The following is a 20,287-nucleotide window of genomic DNA, read 5'->3' as shown; positions in this document are numbered from 1 at the left end:
TAACATAACGTGGAGGCAATAATATGTGTGGGTTTGTTGGTGTATTTAATCACCGTCCATTGTCCGAAACTACTGAGCAGGAAGAGTTAATTAAGCAAATGAATCGTCTCATCGTTCATCGAGGTCCGGATGATGAGGGGTACTTTCATGATGAGCATGTAGGATTTGGATTTAGACGTTTAAGTATTATAGATGTTGAACACGGAAAGCAGCCGCTTTCTTATGAAGATGAAAAATATTGGATTATTTTCAACGGAGAAATTTATAACTATGTGGAGCTGAAAGAAGAGCTTGTGAAAAAAGGCTATACGTTCAGCACAGATTCTGATACGGAAGTCCTTCTTGCCACATATCGCCACTATAAAGAAGAAGCGGCATCGAAGCTTCGCGGGATGTTTGCATTTTTAATTTGGGATAAAGAAGCGCAGTTATTATATGGCGCAAGAGATCCTTTCGGCATTAAACCGCTCTATTTTACACAATTGGATGACCAAGTGTACTTTGCTTCTGAACGCAAAAGCTTAATGGCTGTGAATGAGAACATTTTATTTGATGAGACTGCTTTGCAGCAGTATATGTCTTTTCAGTTCGTTCCTGAGCCAAATACACTTGATCAAAAAGTGCACAAAGTTGAGCCAGGTCATCAGTTTACACTGCGTCCAGGCCAAGACATTGCATTTAAGACTTACTGGAAAGTTCAATTCAAACCTGAACAAACACAAGAGCAGAAATTAGTAGAAGAAGTACGTGATGCTATCTATGATTCTGTAAAAGTCCACATGAGAAGTGATGTGCCTGTTGGTTCATTCCTATCAGGCGGGATCGATTCTTCTTTCATCGTGTCGGTCGCAAAGGAATTTCACCCTGAACTGAAGACATTCTCTGTTGGTTTCCAGCAGGATGGATTCAGTGAGGTGGATGTAGCAAAAGAAACAGCTGATAAGCTGGGATTGCAAAACTTTAGTGCTGTGATTTCTCCTGAGGAATATATGAATGAGCTTCCGAAGATCGTCTGGCATTTAGATGATCCTTTGGCTGATCCAGCGGCGATTCCATTGTATTTCGTGGCAAAAGAAGCGAAAAAACAAGTCACAGTTGTTCTTTCAGGTGAGGGAGCAGACGAGCTGTTCGGTGGATATAATATTTACCGTGAGCCGCTGTCTCTAAAGCCTTTTGAATCTGTACCATCCATGCTGAAAAAGCTTCTTCTTCGTCTGGCTCGTTTAATGCCAGAAGGAATGAAAGGGAAGAGCTTTATCGTTCGCGGCTGTACGCCATTAGAGGAACGTTATATCGGCAATGCAAAAATCTTTGAAGAGCCAGTGAAGAAAAACCTCTTAAAGCAGTATGATCCGAACATCACGTATCGTGACGTGACGAAAACATACTTCGAGGAAAGTGCAGGCTACAGTGATATTAACAAAATGCAATATGTTGATATCCATACGTGGATGCGCGGGGATATCCTGCTTAAAGCAGATAAGATGACAATGGCGAATTCTCTTGAGCTTCGTGTTCCATTCCTTGATAAGGTCGTATTTGAAGCAGCTTCTAAAATTCCAGAAGAGCTGAAAACGAAAGACGGCACAACGAAATATTTATTGCGTAAAGCAGCAGAAGGCATTGTGCCGGACCATGTGTTAAACCGTAAAAAACTAGGTTTCCCTGTTCCAATTCGTCATTGGCTGAAAAATGAGATGAACGCTTGGGCGAAAGATATCATTAAAAACAGTCAAACAGATGAATACATTAACAAGGCATATGTTCTTGATTTATTAAATGATCATTGTGCTGGAAAAGCAGATCATAGCCGTAAGATTTGGACTGTCCTGATCTTTATGATCTGGCATAGCATCTATGTAGAGCGCAGCATTGATCCAGAGCAGTTGAATCACCAGCCGAAAGAAGTTATTTTTAGCTAATGAAAAAGGTTTTCAGCTTTGTGCTGAAAACCTTTTTTGTCATGATAGAAAGTGGTGGAAAAGGGTAAAATAACAAGCGGTACACAGTTATTGCTTAATATCCTGAAAAAAACATGATAAAGTGAAGATACATGTATGATGTTAACGCGATAAAAGGGAACGATAGTATTGTCCTTTTTCTACATATTCTCTGCGGATACGATCCATGTCTTGGATATCTTCATCTGTTAACTGGCGAACGACTTTGGCTGGACGGCCAAAAGCGAGTGAACCTTTTGGGATGACTTTTCCTTGCGGGACAAGGCTGCCTGCACCAATAAAGGCTCCTTCGCCAATTTCCGCACCATCGAGAATGATGGATCCCATGCCAATGAGGGCATTTTTTCGAATGATAGAGCTATGTAATGTGACTTGGTGTCCAATGGTAGCACCATCTTCAATCAGAAGTGTTTTTCCGGGACTTTGATGCAGACAGGATAAGTCTTGAATGTTGACGTTTTTTCCAATTCTTACAGGAGCTACATCGCCTCTAATGACCGTTTGGAACCAAACGCTTGAATATTCTCCAATTGTGACATCACCTGTAATGGTGGCGTTTTCTGCAACAAAGACCGATTCATGAATCTCAGGTGTAAACGGATGATATGGATAAATCACTTTTTCGACTTCCTTTCTTAATACAACATTTGTGAGGTGTTTACTTTGTGGACTTGGCATGCTGAAAGACCGGTTGGTACAATTGTCATTGTACATGGTGCTAGTGAATATCATGGCCGATATAAATGGCTGATCGAAATGTGGCGAAATGCAGGCTATCACGTCGTCATGGGTGACCTGCCTGGGCAAGGGACATCGACACGTGCGAGAGGCCACATTCGTTCTTTTCAAGAATACATTGATACAGTGGATGAATGGATTGAACATGCGAAGTCGTTCAGACTTCCGACATTTTTACTTGGACATAGTATGGGGGGACTGATTTCGATTGAATGGTTCAAGCAGTATACCCATACGAAGATTGATGGCCTTATTTTATCATCACCTTGTTTAGGTCTGCAATTTAAACCGAAGAAGCTGATGGATTTTGCGTCAAAAGGGCTAAATGTGCTGGCGCCGTCTTTTAAAGTCGAATCCGGGCTGTCGATCGAACTTGCCACGCGGAATCAAGATGTGATAGAGGCAGATTCGAATGATTCGCTTTATGTGACGAAGGTGTCGGTTCGCTGGTATCGAGAACTGGTGAAAAATATCGATGCGGCGATGCAGCCTACGAATGTTTTTCGGTCGATTCCACTCCTGCTCATGCAGGCAGGCGATGACAAGATTGTAGATAAAACAAGAGTGATGAAATGGTTCAATGGCATTGAATCAACCAATAAATCATACCGTGAATGGGAAGGGCTTTATCATGAAATTTTTAATGAGCCCGAGCGAGAAGAAGTATTTAAGGCGGCAAGAGCCTTTACTGATCAATATATTTAATTGTGAGCTTAAGTTGGGGGTGGATTGATTTGTCAGTACCAGAACGTCCTTTTGCACTGATGACGAAGGTGTATAAAGATATTTTTCCGCTAGTTCATCAGGAGCTAAAAAAGTGGCGGGCTCATGCAGAAATGATTGAAAATGAAGAACTGAGAACGCAGGCACTAGCGAGCATATCCAGTAAAACCTTTCACTGTGAAGGCGGGGGAATTTTATCTCTGCTTGCAGGTGAAGCGAAGGAAACGTGTATTGAATTCATTGTGGCGTACCAAACGATTAGCGATTACTTAGATAATTTGTGTGACCGCAGTACATCACTTGATCCAAAGGATTTTCATATGCTGCATCAGGCAATGAGAGATGCACTCGATATTCATGCGGAGCTTAAGCCGTACTATCAATTCCGTGATGATCAAGAGGATCATGGATATCTGCATGCGCTTGTTAGGACATGCCAAAATGTGTTATCACGTCTAGCGCATTATCCGATCATTCAGCCCTATTTACATACGCTGTGTGATTATTATAGTGATTTACAAGTACATAAGCATGTGGTTCCTCATGAGCGTGAACCTCGATTAGAGTCATGGTTCCGCCAGTATGAAAAGGATTTACCGAAGATGGAGTGGTATGAGTTTTCCGCATGTGCAGGATCAACGCTGGGCATTTTCTGTCTTGTTGCTTATGCACTGCAGCCTGATTTTACAGAGAAGCAGGCGAAGCAAATTTACGAAAGTTATTTCCCTTATATCCAAGGTCTGCACATCTTACTGGACTATTTAATCGACCAAGAAGAGGACAGGCTGGAAGGCGATTTGAATTTTTGCTCGTACTACAACTCTCATCATGAGATGATGGATAGACTACAGCATTTTATTGAAAAAGCGGATGAACAGCTGAAAGGCATTCCACACGAGAACTTTCACAAACTAATCAATAGAGGGTTACTTGCGGTCTATTTGTCTGATGAAAAAGTGACAGCCCAAAAAGAGATGAACAAGCTGGCAAAGCGGTTGATCAAATCAAGCGGGAAAACATCGTTCTTTTTCTATATCAATGGCAGAGCCTATCGCACCTATCAGAAAATGCCTTGGATGAAATCTTCATAAAGGATAAAGTAAGCTCATCAGCTTGTAGAAAATGTTTTTCTACAAGCTTTTTGTTTTGAACTGTTTCGCTTGTATCCTCTTTTTTCATTACAATCCTCTTATTTGCTGCCGATATTATTCTTAGTGTACGAAAAATAGGAGAAAAGTATTGATATAATGAATCGAATCTACTCCTTATGACGTATATTTGTTGAAAAACTTAAAAAAGGGGAAGGTCGAATATGTCATTTTTTAAAAAGTTTGCAGCAAGTGTAGGAATCGGTGCAGCAAAAGTGGATACAATTTTGGAGAAAGATGCGTATGAACCGGGAGAAGAAGTAAAGGGAACAGTCCATGTGAAGGGCGGAAAAGTGCCTCAAGATATTCGCTATATTGATTTAAAGTTGAAAACATGGTACACCATTGTAAAAGATGATGAAGAGCAACGAAAACACACAACCATCCATTCTGTCCGAGTGACTGAATCATTCACGATTCAGCCTGCGGAAGCTCAGCAGTTTACATTCTCATTTCACCTTCCTCTTGATACACCAATGACTGTAGGTAAAGTAGAGGTGGCTGTTGTGACAGACCTTGATATTCAAGGTGGTATTGATAAATTTGATCATGACCGCATTTTCGTAAGCGCGCACCCTTGGGTGAATCGTGTGCTTGAGGCTGTCGGAAACTTAGGCTTTCACCTTCATGAAGCAGACTGTGAAGAAGCACCTTATTTCAGGCGCCGCCTTCCCTTTGTTCAAGAGTTTGAGTTCATACCGACTTCCGACTATTATCGTCAAATGCTTGATGAGTTAGAGGTGATTTTCTTCATTGATGAAGAGGGGCTAGATCTCATTTTTGAAGTTGACCGCAGAGCAAGAGGGCTGCGTGGCTGGCTGGAAGAAATGTATAATGACGGAGAACAGCTTGTACGTGTCCGCTTTACTCAATCAGAGCTTGCAGATGCAGAAGAGCTGGAAGTAGTGCTTGAAGAAATCATTGACCAATACGCTTATTAAATAAAAAAACTCAAATCCATTAAGAGGATTTGAGTTTTTTTTCGATGGCTACCACAAAGGGCGGATCGTTTTGAATATTCATGTATTGATAAGAGATCACCTGTACTTCTTCGTGATGGAGTGTTTTGCAATAATCAAGAAGGATGTCCTTCTCTTTTTTTCCTTCGGGATGACCGTGGTAAATCACAAGAACGATCAGACCACCAGGCTTAAGCCAATCCATGAGCTGTTTGATCGCTTCAATGGTCGTATGAGCCTGAGTCGTGACGGTTTTATCGCCTCCTGGTAAGTACCCAAGATTGAACACTGCACCAGATATGTGACCATAAGCTTCGGCTGGCAGATGCTCAGCAAGTTGTTCATGTCCGTCATGGATCAGGTGAACGTAAGGGTAGTGCTCACCAAGTCTTTTGCTTGTTTGCTCGATGGCTTCCTTCTGTACATCGAATGCGAAAACTTGTCCATCCTTCCCGACAAGGTCAGCTAAATAGCGTGTATCATGGCCATTTCCCATCGTTGCATCAATGACAATATCTCCTTTTTGACAAGCACGCTCTAACAGCTCTTTACTAAAAGGGAGCATCCGTTTTAAAATCATTTTGCCGCTTCTTCCAATCTGACGAAGCGTTTGCCTTGGTAGCTGTTACGTCTTTCAAGCTCAGCATTAATGGCATTGAGCACTTCCCATTTATTCACACTCCACATTGGACCTACCATTAATTCAATGGGACCATCGCCTGTAATACGATGAATAATCATTTCTGGGGGCAGGATCTCCAGCTGATCACAGACAAGCTGGACATATTCCTCTTGGCTGAGAAATTCTAGTTTGCCTTTCTCATATTGCTTCACCATCGGTGTTCCTTTTAACAGGTGAAGTAGATGAATTTTAATTCCTTGCACATCTAAATCAGCGACAGCTTTTGCTGTTTCCATCATCATATCTCGGTTTTCAAGAGGAAGACCGTTGATGATATGTGAACAGACTCGAATGCCATGTTTTCGCAGTTTTTCTACACCTTCTACGTAGCATTCATAATCATGAGCACGGTTGATGAGCATCGCTGTCCGCTCATGTACAGTTTGTAGACCAAGTTCAACCCATAGATACGTCCGCTCATTTAACTCAGCTAAATATTCCACGACGTCATCTGGCAGACAATCAGGTCTTGTGGCAATCGATAAACCAACCACTCCATCCAGGTTCATAACGGTTTCGTATTTTTCTTTTAAAACAGGCAGCGGCGCATGTGTATTTGTGTAAGCTTGGAAATACGCCATGTATTTTCCGTCTTTCCATTTTGTATGCATCCGGTCCTTGATTTCATTAAATTGAGTGATGAGATCATCCGCACGGTTCCCTGCAAAATCACCAGATCCTGCTGCGCTGCAAAATGTGCAACCTCCATGTGCGACAGTACCATCACGGTTTGGACAATCAAAGCCACCGTCTAATGCGACTTTAAATACTTTATGACCAAAGTGCTCACGCAAATGATAATTCCATGTGTGATAACGTTTTTCGCTGTTTGAATATAAAAAAGGGTTATGCTGATCCAAGTCAGTAACCTCCTTGCATAATAATAGGCATCCTTAAAGTTTAACAAAAATCACGAAAGAGGACAATTGAATCTGTCCAACATTTTCTTTAGTGAAAAAGCTTTACGTGGGCAAAATAGGCGAGAGCAATGATGAAATGGAGGAATGGCAAGATGGCAACAAGAAAATCAATCGATGAATTTGTCCAAAAAAGCACTGAGACTCTTGAGTTTGCAAGCGAACAGTTTGATTTGAGCTCTCGTCAAGAACATTATAACGAGGAAGAATTTTCAAAAGCGCAGCTCATGCTAGAGGATGCAGTGAATGAATTAGAAAAGTTAAAAGATGTCGCCAATGATCAGCAAAGAGAACGTTTAGACAGAACGCGTGTACAAATTCAAAGTCTGCAAAACCAAATGATTTTAGGTATTTCATACGAGAACGAATGATGAACAGATCCTTCTTTTAAGGGTCTGTTTTATTTTTTGGCTGTTTTCGTTGTTTTTGGATATATATTTGTCATAGGTTTTTATTCTGTTAAAGTATGTTATATATAGAAATTGCAAATATCTTCAAAGGGGTAGAAGAAATGTGGGTGACTCTTCCTGATTGGTTTTGGGCATTATATTACTTGTTTTTCTTAGCAACATTAGGAACCGCAATATTCAGTGTTGTGAAAAATAAACAAAGGGGATTGTCCATTCTAACCATTGTATTTACTGTTACAATTCCGATGATTAGCCTGATAAATAGCATTGGTAGAGTAGAAGGAATGAATGAATTTGAACACTTATTTAGTCAATTGCGACAGGGGGCAGTTTGGTCTATCTTTACAGTTATAGGCTATATATTTTTATTAGTATGGTGGGTGCTAATCCTGTTCAAAAGCAAGTCCAAAAACAAAGGAATAGTATCTAATTAAAACATTGTAGAGACCTCAATATTAGGGGTCTTTTATTATGCACTTTGACACGCTAAAACAAGCATTTGCTCTACTCGTTTTTCAAATGCTACATTCTTTTCCTTATCAAGCCATCGGAAGTAGCATAGGTAGTTTTCCAAATATTTTGTTGCAACTCCTTAAAACGCTCCATCCACTTTTTCAGGCGATTATGAAAGTGATGAACGTGTTGAACACCCTAAACCAGAAGCAAACCTGACTTCACGAATGCTTTTGAGTAGTTTCGTAAATTTTATCTGGTTCGTCTGCCTATTTTTTTCTAGAGTCCCTTGACTTTTCAATCAAGTGTCTATATTGTATTAAGTGTACTATATCAACTAATACACTATAGACACTTAAACGTGAAGAAAGGTGTTTAACCATGAAAAAAGAAAAAAAACCAATCAATTTAAAGTGGATGGTGCTGGCTGTTGCGTTAGCATGTACATTTTTTTTCGTTCTCGTTTTCATTGGTTTTGAAGTTCAAAAAGATTTTATTCCAAATTCGGTCCCTTTAATGCAAGGACATGATCAAGCGATAGGACTGCAAAAGCATGAATGAGAAAAGAGGGAGCCATCATGATTCAAATAGATCCAAGAAGCGCTGCACCAATATATGAACAAATCATTGAGCAGTTAAAAATTTTGTGCTTAAAAGGCGTGATGAAACCAGGTGACAAACTGCCCTCTGTGAGAGAGCTTGCCACCATTATTATTGCGAATCCAAACACCGTCAGCAAAGCGTATAAAGAGCTTGAACGGGAAGGAATTATTGAAACATTAAGAGGCCGTGGAACGTATGTGACAGAAGGTGCACAGTTAAAGCTGAATGAAGGGAAGGTGTTAGAGATGAAGGAGCAATTAAGGCAACTCATTATTGAAGCTCATTATGCCGGTATTGATATTCATCAACTCAAAGAGTGGTTGGAGGAGATCGGCTCAAGTCTAAAAGGAGGAAACCAAGTTGATTGAGGTCAGAAATGTATCAAAGAAATTAAATGGACGTGAAGTACTCAGCAACGTTTCCTTCAAGATAGGCGAAGGAGAGATCTTTGGCCTGCTTGGCCGGAATGGCTCTGGTAAAACAACACTTCTTCGCTTGATTCAGCAAATCCTTCTTCCAGATGAAGGAGAGATTTATTTTAAAGATGTACTCGTAAAAGACCACCCGTTAGTGAAGCAAAATATTGTGTATATGCCAGTCGTAAATCCCTACTTTGACCGGTACAATTATGGACAGCTTGTGAAGCTGTTAAAACAACTGTATCCAAAGTTTGACGTGACATATGCCAATGAGCTTGTGAACCGGTATGAGATTCCGGAAAAAGTGAAATACCGTGAATTGTCGACAGGTTTAAAGAAACAGCTGTCCCTCATTTTAAGTTTTGCCATCAAACCAGCAGTCATTTTGTTAGATGAGCCGACAGATGGGATTGATGCAGTCACAAGAAATGACGTTCTTCAGCTGATGATTGACGAGGTGGCAGAACGACAAACAACGATTTTAATTACATCTCACCGTTTAGAGGATATTGAGCGTATGTGTAACCGAATCGGGTTTTTGGAAGGAAATCAGCTCACAAGTGTTATGGATTTAGACGAATTAAAGAATGACTACGTTAAAATCCAGATGGCATTTGAAGAGGATATGAACTTAAGTATTAGAAAAAAAGGCGTTGCCATCTTAGATCAAGCGGGTGTGTTCTATACAGCACTTGTACTCAAAACAGATGAAGAAGCAAAAGAGTATTTGAAATCGCTTGAACCAAAAGTCTGGCATGAACTGCCTGTAAATTTAGAAGAAGTATTCATTGCAAAGTTTGGAGGGAAACGCAGATGGTAAAGCGGCAATTGTTATATAAGGAATGGAAGCAGTCTGAGCTGACATTCATTTTAGTGATGCTTGTTGCGGTCTTTGCGACGCCATTATCCTTTTTAATGGGATACTCATCCTTTCAAACTTGTTTAAACGATCCGACTTGTACACCACTCGATAATTACTTTTATTATGATTTCGGTTCTGATATGTTTATCACCTTTTCATGGACGATGAGTTTAATTTTTGCAATTACCCAGTTGGGTTTTGAAAGAAATAAAGGGCAAATTGATTTTACTTTATCTTTGCCGTTTAGCAGAACGACCATTTATCACACAAAGTTTTTCCTAGGTGCCGGAATTATCACGCTTGTTCATGTATTGTCATATGTCTTTACTTATATACTCATTTTATGCATTCAACCACAATATACGATTGCGTTTAACAGTGGTTATTTGATTGCACTTGTGTCCACCTTAATGTTTTATAGTTTGTGTCTTGCAGCAGGTGCTTTAACAGGAAGCGCAATTAGTCAAGCCATTGTTACATTCAGTACATCAATTTTACCTTATTTATTAATTTGGCTACCGATGTTTCATTTAGACTATTTATTAAAAACGGATAGAAGTTGGGTTGATATCAGTTATGACTACTTTATTATGCCCATAGCTCCAATTACTTATATAACAGACCGTTTTCAATTTCGAAATTTAGTTGAAAATCCAATTTGGTTTACAGGTGTAGAATTCATCGTGCCAATTGTGATGCTAATCGTATTTTATCTCATTGGTTTGTTTAGTTTTATTAAACATCCAGTTGAACGAAATGGACGATTCTTTGTTTACCCTAAAATGGATAGGCCCATTCAGATATTGGTCATTGCCTTCGGTGTTCTAGGATTTGGCTGGGTTGGATTTTCTTCAGACAATTCCATTTTTGGTTATATCGCTGGCATGTTAATCGGTGGAGCTGTAGGCGCGCTGACGAGTTATTTCTTAATCTATCGAAAAAGATAAACAGAGAGCAGGGGAGTAGAGATGATTCAAATTCAATCGTTAGATCATGTGTTTAAAATTGGGAAAAAGGGCAGGGAGAACGAGATTCCTGTGCTCAAAGACATTGATTTGTCTATTAAAAGAGGCGAAATTGCATGTATCGTCGGACGAAGCGGTTCGGGGAAATCAACTTTACTGAATTTAATATCGGGATATATTACGCCAACAAGCGGACAAATTATGGTTGATGGCACCAATGTGACCGGCTTTAATGAGAAAGAATGGGCAGACTTTCGGTTAGATCATTTTGGCTTTATCTTTCAAAGCTTTCAATTGATCGGGAGTTTAACAACATATGAGAACGTTGAACTTCCGCTCACTTTAAAAGGTGTGAAACCGTCTGAGCGAAAAGTGAAAGTAAAGGAAATGCTGAAACGAGTTGGTCTTGAACATCACGCAGGACATTATCCTAATGAACTGTCAGGTGGACAGCAGCAGCGTGTGAGTATTGCAAGAGCCTTGATCCTTAATCCGTCTATTATTTTAGCGGATGAGCCAACAGGCAGTCTGGATTCAGAAACTGAAGGCGAAATTCTAGCCTTTATCCAGCAGCTTAATCGTGAAAAAGGAATTACATTTGTCATCATTACACATGACGATGAAGTCGCTTCAATCGCAGACACAACGTTCCAGCTTCATGATGGTGTATTAAAGAAAGGGGATCAGTCCATTGAAATTTAGAGATCAGGTCAAATTCATCAGAAGAAATATGAAGAAAAATAGATTGCGTGTGTTTATGACCATACTTGCAACGACAATGGCATGCTCTTTCTTAATCGTTCTAGCGTCGGTTGGTTTTGGTCTGCAAAAATCGGCTCAAGATGAAATCATGAAACAACAAATCATCACAGAAATTAAAGTGTTAGGCAAAGAAAAAGGGGACGTCAAGGTCGACGATCTAAAGAAATATGATCATGCGAAATCTGTCGTTGCAAGAACGTCAATCATTCCATCGGTTCACGTCGAGCTCGATAATCGCTCAAGTGATACGCAGGCTGTACTGACAGATATGAAAGAAGAAAAAGAGGCAGGCCTTGAACTAGACCGTGGAAAAGTCCCAACATCGGCGAATGAAATTGTAGTTGGGTATCAAATGGCAGAACAACTTTGGACGGAAAAAGAACGAAAAGACTATGAAAAAGAAATGAATCAGACATCAAATGGTGAGGAGACACCGGAAGAGCCAAAAGGCTATACGAAGGAAATTTTAAACAAAGTCATTCAAATCAAGGTACCAAAACTGAATGAAGAAAATGAAGTGGTGAAAGAAAAGACGTTCGATTTCCGTGTCGTCGGTGTATTGAAGAAACCGAATTTGGAGTGGCAGCAGGATCATAAAATTCTTATTCCGAATGCTTATGAAAAAGAATTTAGTCAAGTGCTCGATCTGTCTCCTGATGCAGGAAATGTTGAAAAAATGACGTCTGTCTATGCTGATAAGTTCGACAATGTCGGTGCGCTCACAGATAAGCTGACAGATGACGGCTATCAAGTCATCTCTGTGACGAATCAGCTTGAAGGAATGGATATGTTCTTTACAGTCTTTAAAATTGGACTCATCTTTGTTGGATGTATTGCGGTCATTATTTCGGCGATTGGCATTTTCAATACGATGACAATGGCCGTTACAGAGCGGACACAAGAGATTGGGATCATGAAAGCCATCGGTGCGAATCCTTCCATTATTAAGCGAATGTTCCTCATGGAAAGTGCGTATATTGGGGTGATTGGATCGATCATCGGGATCATTATCTCGTACATCGTTAGTTTTGCAGTGAATTTAATCATTCCAGCGATTTTGTCTTCCATGTCTGAAGGGGGATCCAGTGATCAATTCTCGATCACCTTCTCCTATATTCCGCTAAGCCTTGTGGTCACAGCAACAGTGATTAGTGCAGGAGTCGCCATTATTTCTGGACTCAATCCAGCACGTAAGGCGACAAAAACGAATGTATTAACAGCACTAAGAAGAGAAATTTAAAAAAGAACCTCCTGTACCTATACTATAGTAGGCTGACAGGAGGTTTTTTTATCGTCAAAAGATGTCTATTGCTTTGGTGCCCGGTACCCTGCACGCTCAGCTTCTTCTACGGAGCAGAACATTTTGGTCACGTTTTTTGTCCGTGAGTAGTATCTGCTGCTCGGTGTGTGATATATGCCGTTGACACTTCCTTTAATATTACAGGCGGCAGATTCTTTTTTTGTTTCTTTTTGTGACTCATGACCGCCAGTATTCGACCCATCATCTTTAGGAGCAGATCGCTGGGCCGATGACGTGGTGTCTTTGTTTACTTTCTGGTGTTCTTTTTTGAGTGTTTCGTTTGTAGAGGTGAGCTTGTCTATTTTCTCTTCAAGCTCATGGATGGTTTTTTCTTGCTGTTTGACTGTCTTCTTTTCGGAGGTGATGGTTTCTAATTTCTTGGATAGCTTTTCTTTTTCTTTGGTCACGTCTTCTAAAGAGGCCGTCAGCGTTTCTTTGTCTTCCTTTAGACGAGAAATGTCAGATGCTAATTGTTTTTGCTCTTTCAGCAGCTGTTCAGAAGATGGATCTGCTTGTGCCTTCGGAGCACCTGTGCCGGCAAACGGTAATGACATAATAGAAAAAACAAGACCAATGGTCAAAAAAGGATAGAAGAGTTTTTTTGAAAAGATTTGTTGATTTTGGTGTTTAAGTAATAAGAAATTGACGGCATATCCTATGGCGAAACAAATACATAAAAGACCTATGATGAGTAACATCATCATCTGGCAGCCCCCCCTATATCGCTATTTATACCTATCATACCTCATTTTTCCATTTTGGGGAGCGGTTCAATTAAAAAAACCCTGTTTAAACAGGGTTTTCAGCGTGTAGACAAACCCTCGCATTCGGTGTCAGTCCTGTGTGCCGGTGCTCACGAATGTGAAATTCGCTCCGCTCCGGTACTCGTCCTTCCTAGACTGCAAAGGTTTTCTATCACGCTGAAAAGAAGACAAAGGGCTAAAATAAAGATCATTTTAGCCCTTTGTCAACAATCTGAAACCCTATTTATACAGGGTTTTCAGCTAATGGCAATCCTTTGATTGCTTCTTTTACCGTTAAATAAGTGATCGTATTCTGGAAGTCTGTATCTAAGTCTTTCATTTTCATCGCAAGCTGTGGTTTGATCCCAGTGATGATGAGTTCAGTTCCAGTTAAGTTCAGCAGGTGATGCAGTTTGAAAATTCGCGTTGCAACGGAATCATCGACATCTATTAAACCAGAAAGATCGACAATTAAATAATCATCCTTTGAATCTTCTAATATACAAGTTAACTTCGCGACGATGGCATCAAAGCGTTCTTCTGATAATTTTCCGATGAGTGGAAGAGCGGAAACCCCATTTTTGATTGGGACAATTGGCGTCGACAGAGAGGTGACTTCCTGTAAGGAATCTTCTAGGAGTTGTTCATATTCTTTCTGTTTTGTAATATCCTTTTGAAAGCCAATAAAAAATGTTTTGTCATCTTGTTCAATGTATAGAGGATCTATATTGAGTTCATTCCAAAAAAAAGTACCGTCTTTTTTATAATTTTTGAGCTGTGTGGTAATAGGTGTTTTGTGTTGAATTCCGTGACGTATTAAGTCAAGTTGCTCTTGATTTGTGTCTTTTCCTTGGAGGAATCGACAATTACGTCCAAGAATCTCATCTGGTTTGTATCCAGTCATTTGTGTAAAGCCATGATTCACATAAACGATAGGGTTATCCTCTAAAGAAGGGTCTGTAATGACAACACCAATCCGCGCATGATCCAGCGCTTTTTTTATGAGTTCAAGCTGTTTTTGCAATCCGAAGATGTTCGAGCTGACCATATTACCCTCCTTTGCTGCTACTATCAGACATTTAAGATGGTTTTTTTAAAACCAAATGAATTCTTTTTAAACGTAACATAACATATGTTCTGTTTCAATGATTGCAATCGTTTTGTTAAATTTGTCATCATAGTTTGTCCTCCATTAGAATAGAGTAAGTAAGGAGACTTTTCATTAGAAAAAGAAGGAATCATTTGGGAATAATTCATAAAATGACAAAAATAGTTAATATGGATTAGGTGAAAATGATTCCAATGCATCAAGATTGTTTTTGGGTCATTCACATATAATGGAAGAAACAAGCTTTTTTTCTTCGTTAGAGAGAATAGACCTTTTACATGGATTATGACGGAACAGCAGAATGGCATTACAGGGGGCTGGACAGCCTGAAGTCGCTTTACTATTCTAAGGGCTTTAGGAAGGTGATGAAAATGCTGCAACAAGTCATTATTGCTTGCGCCATTGGAGGGGTCATGGGCATTCTCGGTCACGTAAAGAAAAAAGGCAGGCTAGAGAAGCCCAGAATGACAAAGAAGTTTATTTATCTAGGGTTTATTGAAGATTGGCTCGTTGGGATGATTGCTGCTACACTGCTTGTCTTATCCTCAAATCCCGAATCTAGTCTGCACTTGATCATCTTATCCATTATTTCAGGTTACGGAGGAGAAGCAGTTCTGCGAAGCTTCGATTTTGTGAGAGAAGAACGTTCACAGGATGCAGGCTCCAACCGTCATAACCGATCTCCACACGAATAATATCCTCACTTTACCCTAGTCTAGGGTACATTCCCATTGTATACAAACCTGCTTGCACTTATGATCATAATTCTATAAAATACTACTTAGATGACGGTTACGATAAGAACAGTGAAGAGGAGTAGTAGGAAAGCAGTATTTGTCTTTAGAGAATTGACGGCTGGTGAAAGTCAATCAAATCTGCTTCTGAACTCGCCTCAGAGTTGCAGTTGCGTTAAAGCTTCTGTCGCATGTCTGCGTTAAAGATATTAAGTGAGCGTATGAACAGTTCATGACGCTAACAAGGGTGGTACCGCGGGAACCAAAAAATCTCTCGTCCCTTTCTAGGGATGAGGGTTTTTTGTTGATTTTAGAAAAATCTGAATTCTTGCAGTGGTCATCTGTGCAGATAAAGCCGTACACATTAAAGGAGGTTTTCACATTGAGTTTTCAGCATCGGGAAATTGAAAAGAAGTGGCAGGATTATTGGCTGACACATAAAACATTCGCCACATCTGACTCGGAAGATAAGCCAAAGTTTTATGCGCTAGATATGTTTCCTTATCCATCAGGAGCAGGGCTTCATGTAGGGCATCCTGAAGGATACACAGCAACGGATATTTTATCACGTATGAAACGTATGCAGGGATACGATGTTCTTCATCCAATGGGATGGGACGCATTTGGTCTTCCAGCGGAACAATATGCGCTGGATACAGGAAATGATCCAGCTGCATTTACAGAAGAGAACATTAATAATTTCCGCCGCCAAATTCAATCATTGGGCTTCTCGTATGATTGGGATCGAGAAATTAACACGACAGATCCGAATTATTATAAATGGACGCAGTGGATTTTCTTGAAATTGTACGAAAAAGGATTGGCGTATATTGATGAAGTACCTGTAAACTGGTGCCCAGCACTTGGTACAGTCCTTGCAAATGAAGAAGTCATTGATGGGAAAAGTGAGCGCGGAGGACATCCTGTTGAAAGACGTCCAATGAAGCAATGGATGCTAAAAATTACAGCATATGCGGACAGGCTATTAGAAGATTTAGAAGACATTGATTGGCCTGAAAGCATCAAAGACATGCAGCGCAACTGGATTGGACGTTCTGAAGGTGCACATGTTCACTTCGAAGTAGAAGGACATGACGAACAGTTTACGGTGTTTACAACACGTCCTGATACACTATTTGGTGCAACATATGCCGTTCTTGCACCAGAGCATGCACTAGTTGAAAAAATTACAACAGCTGCTCAAAAAGAAGCAGTTGAAGCATATATCAAAGAAATTCAATCTAAGAGTGACTTAGAGCGAACAGATCTTGCTAAAACGAAAACGGGCATTTTCACAGGTGCTTATGCCATCAATCCATTGAATGGGGAAAAGATGCCGATCTGGATTGCAGATTATGTGTTAGCCACATATGGCACTGGAGCGATCATGGCAGTTCCTGCTCATGATGAGCGTGATTATGAATTCGCCAAAACATTCGATCTTCCAATCAAAGAGGTTGTAGAAGGTGGAGACATTGACAAAGAAGCCTACACAGGTGATGGAAAGCACATCAATTCTGATTTCTTAAACGGCTTAGGGAAAGAAGAAGCAATTGAAAAAGCGATTGCATGGCTGGAAGAACATCAAAAAGGTGAAAAGAAAGTCACTTATCGTTTAAGAGACTGGCTGTTCAGCCGTCAGCGTTACTGGGGAGAGCCAATTCCAATTATTCATTGGGAGGACGGAACATCTTCAGCTGTTTCAGAGGAAGAGCTTCCACTGATTTTGCCTAAGACGACGGAGATTAAGCCAAGCGGAACAGGTGAATCACCTTTAGCGAATATTAAAGATTGGGTAGAGGTCGTCGATCCAGTGACAGGTAAAAAAGGACGCCGTGAAACCAATACGATGCCACAATGGGCAGGTAGCTGCTGGTACTTCTTACGTTATATTGATCCACATAACACAGAAGAACTTGCATCGCCTGAAAAGCTGAAGAAATGGCTTCCGGTTGATGTGTATATTGGTGGAGCAGAACATGCTGTGCTTCATCTGTTATATGCACGATTCTGGCATAAATTCTTGTATGATATTGGTGTTGTTCCAACAAAAGAACCGTTCATGAAATTGTTCAACCAAGGAATGATTCTTGGTGAAAATAATGAAAAAATGAGTAAATCAAAAGGGAATGTTGTCAACCCAGATGATATCGTAGAATCTCATGGTGCAGATACATTAAGACTGTATGAAATGTTCATGGGACCTTTAGATGCGTCAATTGCTTGGTCTGAAACAGGTCTTGATGGTGCTCGTCGTTTCCTAGATCGTGTATGGCGTCTGTTTACAAATGAAGATGGCTCCATCAGTGATAAAGTGACAGAGCAATCTGGCGGCGCATTAGAGCGCAGCTACCATGAAACCGTCATGAAGGTAACGGATCATTATGAAGGCTTACGTTTCAATACTGGGATTTCACAATTAATGGTGTTCATCAACGATGCATACAAGGCTGACACACTGCCGAAAGAATATGCAGAAGGCTTTGTGAAACTTCTTTCTCCAATTGCACCGCATGTAGCGGAAGAGCTTTGGAATAAACTTGGTCATGAAGGGTCTATTTCTTATGAAGCATGGCCGCAATATGATGAGTCAAAACTTGTCGATGATGAAGTGGAAATTGTCGTACAGCTAAATGGAAAAGTGAAAGCAAAATTAACGGTTCCTGCTGATGCAACAAAAGAGCAGCTAGAAGAGCTTGCGAAAAATGATGCACGGATAAAAGAACAGCTTGAAGGGAAAACAATCCGTAAAGTGATTGCGGTTCCTGGAAAACTTGTCAATATTGTCGCGAACTAATGAACGCACCCATCGGTATCAGCCGATGGGTGTTGTTTATTTCCCGGGACATAATTTTGTCGAAAACAAGGTAATTCCTCCATCAATCTCGTATTTAACAAGTTGATCAAGAAAATGAGGAGTGACGTCAATGGAAAAGGAAAGCAAACGTGAACAACTGCTCAGTTTATTAGGGGAAATGCCGGAGCGCCATCGTGTGGAGGCGTATACGTTAAAGATTGAGGAACGTGAATCGTACTTAGTAGAAACACTCATTCTCTCTATTCATGGGGTGGAGGAAGTTCCGGCTTACTTTGTGAAGCCGAAAGATACAGTAAAAAAAAGGCCTGTTGTCTTGTTTCAGCATTCTCATGGTGGGAATTATGTGGATGGGAAAGAAGAGTTATTGAAGGGGGCTCATTATTTGCAAGCGCCTTCATACGCAAAAGAATTCACTTCAAAGGGCTATAGTGTGTTGGCGATTGATCATGCGGGATTTGGTGAAAGAAGGGGAAGAACAGAAAGTGAAATTTTCAAAGAAATGCTGTTAACAGGAAAAGTGATGTGGGGCATGATGCTGTATGAGAGCATGTGTGCAATTGATTATTTGCTGTCCCGCTCTGATGTACTCCCAGAGCGTTTAGCTGTTTTTGGGATGTCAATGGGCGGCCTTCTTTCATGGTGGACGGCAGCACTTGATGAGAGGGTCAGTGTGTGTGTGGATCTTTGCGCACAGGTTGATCATCACACATTGATTGAAACAAATCATTTAGATAGACACGGTTTTTACTATTATGTACCGAGCTTAGCTAAGCACTTTACAGCAGCTGACATCCAAGAAATGATTTTCCCAAGACCGCATTTAAGCTTAGTTGGAAAGCATGATCAGCTTACTCCTGCTGAAGGTGTTGGACGAATTCAACAGACATTAAGTCAAGCCTATCAAGCTGCTTCCTTAAAGGAACGTTATCAGCTTATAGGTCTACATGCAGGTCATTTTGAAACGGCTGCTATGCGCCACGAGGCTACACGTTTTTTGAAAAAGTGGCTGTAATCAATAGACGGCATGGACATACTACTCCGATAGAAGATGAAGGAGGAAACAGATGAAAAAAATCACCATGATTGGCGGATGTGGTGTCATCGGACGTTTATTAACTAAAGAGCTCTCTTCGGAGTATGACCTGACCATCATTGATCAAACAAGATGTGTAGAAGAAGTCATTTTTGCAAATGCGGCAAATGATGTTGAGTTGTTTCAAGCCATTCCAAGAGATACAGATGTGATCATTCATCTTTTAAACATAGACATGACGCATGATGTGATGAATGAAAAGGAGTTTGCAAAAATGAATGAGGTGTTTTGGATAAGCACGTATAATATGTTTCGTTCAGCGACCAGGTTAAGCATTCCAAAAGTCATTTTTGCAAGCAGTAATCATGTGACAGATCGCTATGAAAAAGATGGTCACTCCTTACTAGGGCGAGAAATTACGACTGATGATGTACCAGCAACGAAAAATGTGTATGGCATTTTAAAATTTGCTTCCGAACAGCTTGGGCGTTTGTTTCACGATCAAACAGGTATGTCTGTCATCAATTTGAGAATTGGAACCGTCGTGACAGATGAGATGGAAGGATTGCACACCAAAAAAAGAACGAAACGAACGCTTCTTTCACATGAAGATCTTTTCAGCATGATCAAGGCTGCCATCGAAACAGACGTTCCATTCGGGACTTATTATGCCGTATCAGAAAACAAAGGAAAACCTTGGTCTACTGAGAAAACGAAGCAGGAGTTAGGCTACAGGCCAGATGTCAATACGGCAGAAATTCTGAAAGAAAACGATCAGGCATAGGGCATAATCATGACATTAGCTCATGATCTTTTTCTTTTCATTGATGAGGCTAAAAGCACGAATGGCATGATCATCTCTGTGGTCTGTCATGATGATTATAGACGCTTTCTTCCCCCGTTTGTTACATTTTAATCACGATATCGTCAAAGGCTGCAGCTTATGTTC

General features: G+C 40.4%; 21 protein-coding genes, 1 pseudogene and 1 other annotated feature. Of the genes and pseudogenes, 16 read left to right on the top strand and 6 right to left on the bottom strand.

From position 1 onward, the window contains the following. Window positions 1–23 precede the first annotated feature (23 nt). Window positions 24–1,922: an asparagine synthase (glutamine-hydrolyzing) gene (asnB, locus tag NST01_RS13855; RefSeq protein ID WP_047945244.1), complete on the top strand. Its 1,899-nt coding sequence runs from the start codon at window positions 24–26 to the stop codon at window positions 1,920–1,922. A gap of 141 nt (window positions 1,923–2,063) precedes the next feature. Here the strand turns inward: asnB and NST01_RS13850 are convergent, their stop codons facing one another. Then, on the bottom strand, window positions 2,064–2,579 hold the full coding sequence (locus NST01_RS13850) for a gamma carbonic anhydrase (RefSeq protein ID WP_148944653.1): 516 nt from the start codon (window positions 2,577–2,579) through the stop codon (window positions 2,064–2,066). Window positions 2,580–2,624: 45 nt separating this feature from the next. Between NST01_RS13850 and NST01_RS13845 the strand changes: the two genes are divergently transcribed. The 3 genes from NST01_RS13845 (at window position 2,625) to NST01_RS13835 (ending at window position 5,511) form a co-directional block, all read left to right on the top strand. Continuing rightward, window positions 2,625–3,404, top strand: a complete 780-nt coding sequence (locus tag NST01_RS13845) for an alpha/beta hydrolase (protein WP_007501904.1) — start codon at window positions 2,625–2,627, stop codon at window positions 3,402–3,404. 29 nt (window positions 3,405–3,433) lie between these two features. Next, complete coding sequence (locus NST01_RS13840) at window positions 3,434–4,513, top strand: tetraprenyl-beta-curcumene synthase family protein (protein WP_019743684.1); 1,080 nt, start codon at window positions 3,434–3,436, stop codon at window positions 4,511–4,513. 221 nt (window positions 4,514–4,734) lie between these two features. Beyond that, window positions 4,735–5,511: a sporulation protein gene (locus NST01_RS13835; RefSeq protein ID WP_035391053.1), complete on the top strand. Its 777-nt coding sequence runs from the start codon at window positions 4,735–4,737 to the stop codon at window positions 5,509–5,511. Between the two features lie 19 nt (window positions 5,512–5,530). Here the strand turns inward: NST01_RS13835 and NST01_RS13830 are convergent, their stop codons facing one another. Together NST01_RS13830 and NST01_RS13825 are read right to left on the bottom strand one after the other, a co-directional pair. Then, window positions 5,531–6,109 (bottom strand): tRNA (mnm(5)s(2)U34)-methyltransferase, encoded by a 579-nt coding sequence (locus NST01_RS13830; protein ID WP_035391055.1) that lies wholly within the window; start codon window positions 6,107–6,109, stop codon window positions 5,531–5,533. Further along, a complete protein-coding gene (locus NST01_RS13825; protein ID WP_017358356.1) occupies window positions 6,106–7,071 on the bottom strand; it encodes a TIGR01212 family radical SAM protein in 966 nt (321 codons plus the stop codon). Before NST01_RS13825 ends, NST01_RS13830 begins: the two co-directional genes overlap by 4 nt. A 152-nt stretch (window positions 7,072–7,223) precedes the next feature. On the opposite strand from NST01_RS13825, the gene NST01_RS13820 reads away from it, so the two are divergent. Further along, window positions 7,224–7,499, top strand: coding sequence for a YtzC family protein (locus NST01_RS13820; protein WP_019743687.1), 276 nt, complete (start codon window positions 7,224–7,226; stop codon window positions 7,497–7,499). 140 nt (window positions 7,500–7,639) lie between these two features. Next, a complete protein-coding gene (locus NST01_RS13815) occupies window positions 7,640–7,972 on the top strand; it encodes a hypothetical protein (protein ID WP_144684188.1) in 333 nt (110 codons plus the stop codon). Window positions 7,973–8,007: 35 nt separating this feature from the next. Here NST01_RS13815 and NST01_RS13810 read toward each other — a convergent pair. Then, window positions 8,008–8,168 (bottom strand): annotated as a pseudogene (locus NST01_RS13810) (IS1595 family transposase); the annotation flags it as partial. Between the two features lie 204 nt (window positions 8,169–8,372). On the opposite strand from NST01_RS13810, the gene NST01_RS13805 reads away from it, so the two are divergent. Genes NST01_RS13805 through NST01_RS13780 form a run of 6 tightly spaced genes read left to right on the top strand, consistent with a single transcriptional unit; the run spans window position 8,373 to window position 12,842 of the window. Beyond that, entirely contained in the window at window positions 8,373–8,552 is a 180-nt protein-coding gene (locus tag NST01_RS13805; RefSeq protein ID WP_008342991.1) for a hypothetical protein, read from the top strand. Window positions 8,553–8,569: 17 nt separating this feature from the next. After that, window positions 8,570–8,962, top strand: coding sequence for a GntR family transcriptional regulator (locus tag NST01_RS13800; protein ID WP_017358353.1), 393 nt, complete (start codon window positions 8,570–8,572; stop codon window positions 8,960–8,962). Further along, entirely contained in the window at window positions 8,955–9,833 is an 879-nt protein-coding gene (locus NST01_RS13795) for an ATP-binding cassette domain-containing protein (protein WP_007501894.1), read from the top strand. The genes NST01_RS13800 and NST01_RS13795 overlap by 8 nt, the downstream gene beginning before the upstream one ends. Next, window positions 9,827–10,822, top strand: coding sequence for an ABC-2 transporter permease (locus NST01_RS13790; RefSeq protein ID WP_017358352.1), 996 nt, complete (start codon window positions 9,827–9,829; stop codon window positions 10,820–10,822). The genes NST01_RS13795 and NST01_RS13790 overlap by 7 nt, the downstream gene beginning before the upstream one ends. A gap of 21 nt (window positions 10,823–10,843) precedes the next feature. Next, the gene (locus NST01_RS13785; RefSeq protein WP_007501890.1) at window positions 10,844–11,542 is read left to right on the top strand and encodes an ABC transporter ATP-binding protein; all 699 of its coding nucleotides are present in this window, start codon (window positions 10,844–10,846) and stop codon (window positions 11,540–11,542) included. Beyond that, window positions 11,532–12,842, top strand: coding sequence for an ABC transporter permease (locus NST01_RS13780; protein WP_008342997.1), 1,311 nt, complete (start codon window positions 11,532–11,534; stop codon window positions 12,840–12,842). The genes NST01_RS13785 and NST01_RS13780 overlap by 11 nt, the downstream gene beginning before the upstream one ends. Window positions 12,843–12,907: 65 nt before the next feature. On the opposite strand, the gene NST01_RS13775 is transcribed toward NST01_RS13780, so the two are convergent. After that, complete coding sequence (locus NST01_RS13775; RefSeq protein ID WP_046344266.1) at window positions 12,908–13,606, bottom strand: sunset domain-containing protein; 699 nt, start codon at window positions 13,604–13,606, stop codon at window positions 12,908–12,910. A 283-nt stretch (window positions 13,607–13,889) separates the two neighbouring features. Further along, window positions 13,890–14,693: a PAS domain-containing protein gene (locus tag NST01_RS13770; protein ID WP_017367889.1), complete on the bottom strand. Its 804-nt coding sequence runs from the start codon at window positions 14,691–14,693 to the stop codon at window positions 13,890–13,892. Between the two features lie 425 nt (window positions 14,694–15,118). On the opposite strand from NST01_RS13770, the gene NST01_RS13765 reads away from it, so the two are divergent. The 4 genes from NST01_RS13765 (at window position 15,119) to NST01_RS13750 (ending at window position 20,122) form a co-directional block, all read left to right on the top strand. After that, window positions 15,119–15,448 carry a DUF4257 domain-containing protein gene (locus NST01_RS13765; protein WP_008343006.1) on the top strand — a complete coding sequence of 110 codons (330 nt, stop codon included), beginning with the start codon at window positions 15,119–15,121 and terminating at the stop codon, window positions 15,446–15,448. A 102-nt stretch (window positions 15,449–15,550) separates the two neighbouring features. After that, window positions 15,551–15,772: a binding site (T-box leader), on the top strand. A gap of 97 nt (window positions 15,773–15,869) precedes the next feature. Continuing rightward, window positions 15,870–18,284, top strand: a complete 2,415-nt coding sequence (gene leuS, locus NST01_RS13760) for a leucine--tRNA ligase (protein ID WP_017367888.1) — start codon at window positions 15,870–15,872, stop codon at window positions 18,282–18,284. A 130-nt stretch (window positions 18,285–18,414) separates the two neighbouring features. After that, a complete protein-coding gene (locus NST01_RS13755) occupies window positions 18,415–19,317 on the top strand; it encodes a dienelactone hydrolase family protein (RefSeq protein ID WP_047945261.1) in 903 nt (300 codons plus the stop codon). A 52-nt stretch (window positions 19,318–19,369) separates the two neighbouring features. Next, entirely contained in the window at window positions 19,370–20,122 is a 753-nt protein-coding gene (locus NST01_RS13750) for an NAD-dependent epimerase/dehydratase family protein (protein ID WP_341042017.1), read from the top strand. Window positions 20,123–20,287: the final 165 nt, after the last annotated feature.

Origin of the sequence: Bacillus sp. FSL R7-0166 (assembly GCF_038008935.1) — a bacterium.
Taxonomy (GTDB): Bacteria; Bacillota; Bacilli; order Bacillales; family Bacillaceae; genus Bacillus; species Bacillus altitudinis.
The sequence above is the reverse complement of the archived record's forward strand: the minus strand, read 5'-3'. Positions and strand labels throughout refer to the sequence as shown.

Coding starts and splice junctions, on each gene's coding strand:
- asnB (WP_047945244.1), top strand. CDS start 24: ATGTGTGGGTTTGTTGGTGTATTTAATCACCGTCCATTGTCCGAAACT.
- NST01_RS13835 (WP_035391053.1), top strand. CDS start 4,735: ATGTCATTTTTTAAAAAGTTTGCAGCAAGTGTAGGAATCGGTGCAGCA.
- NST01_RS13785 (WP_007501890.1), top strand. CDS start 10,844: ATGATTCAAATTCAATCGTTAGATCATGTGTTTAAAATTGGGAAAAAG.
- NST01_RS13770 (WP_017367889.1), bottom strand. CDS start 14,693: ATGGTCAGCTCGAACATCTTCGGATTGCAAAAACAGCTTGAACTCATA.
- NST01_RS13790 (WP_017358352.1), top strand. CDS start 9,827: ATGGTAAAGCGGCAATTGTTATATAAGGAATGGAAGCAGTCTGAGCTG.
- NST01_RS13775 (WP_046344266.1), bottom strand. CDS start 13,606: ATGATGATGTTACTCATCATAGGTCTTTTATGTATTTGTTTCGCCATA.
- NST01_RS13750 (WP_341042017.1), top strand. CDS start 19,370: ATGAAAAAAATCACCATGATTGGCGGATGTGGTGTCATCGGACGTTTA.
- NST01_RS13820 (WP_019743687.1), top strand. CDS start 7,224: ATGGCAACAAGAAAATCAATCGATGAATTTGTCCAAAAAAGCACTGAG.
- NST01_RS13815 (WP_144684188.1), top strand. CDS start 7,640: ATGTGGGTGACTCTTCCTGATTGGTTTTGGGCATTATATTACTTGTTT.
- NST01_RS13805 (WP_008342991.1), top strand. CDS start 8,373: ATGAAAAAAGAAAAAAAACCAATCAATTTAAAGTGGATGGTGCTGGCT.
- NST01_RS13755 (WP_047945261.1), top strand. CDS start 18,415: ATGGAAAAGGAAAGCAAACGTGAACAACTGCTCAGTTTATTAGGGGAA.
- NST01_RS13800 (WP_017358353.1), top strand. CDS start 8,570: ATGATTCAAATAGATCCAAGAAGCGCTGCACCAATATATGAACAAATC.
- NST01_RS13830 (WP_035391055.1), bottom strand. CDS start 6,109: ATGATTTTAAAACGGATGCTCCCTTTTAGTAAAGAGCTGTTAGAGCGT.
- NST01_RS13765 (WP_008343006.1), top strand. CDS start 15,119: ATGAAAATGCTGCAACAAGTCATTATTGCTTGCGCCATTGGAGGGGTC.